This is a genomic window from Streptomyces sp. GbtcB7 (assembly GCF_019091445.1).
In the GTDB taxonomy this organism is placed as follows: Bacteria; Actinomycetota; Actinomycetes; order Streptomycetales; family Streptomycetaceae; genus Streptomyces; species Streptomyces mirabilis.
The window spans coordinates 1-300 of record NZ_JAGXJM010000229.1 but is presented as its reverse complement, the minus strand read 5'-3'; the positions used below and the strand labels follow the sequence as shown (position 1 = coordinate 300).

Sequence of the window (300 nt, the reverse complement as noted above, 5' to 3'; positions counted from 1 at the left end):
CGAAGCGGTCGTCCCCCCCGGCACCGGCCACCACGGGGGGGGCGGGGGGATGCCGCTGCGCGACCCGCGCGAAGGCGTCGACGCCGTCGACCACGCCCTTCCGCCGCTCGGCGCGGCCGAGGAAGAGGACGATCGGGCCGTCCGGACCCGGCCAGCCCGCCGGCGGCCTGCGCGTCGCCGCCGCGTGCCGCACCGCCGCGACGTCGATGCAGTTGCGGACGACCTCGACTCGCGGCATCCGTCCCCAGATGCGCTCCGCCCGGTCGGCCATCGCGTGCGAGATCGCGACGATCCCGGCCG

General features: G+C 78.7%; 1 pseudogene. It reads right to left on the bottom strand.

The features are described from left to right. Positions 1-300, bottom strand: a pseudogene (locus KVT44_RS55935) (glycosyltransferase family 1 protein); the annotation flags it as partial.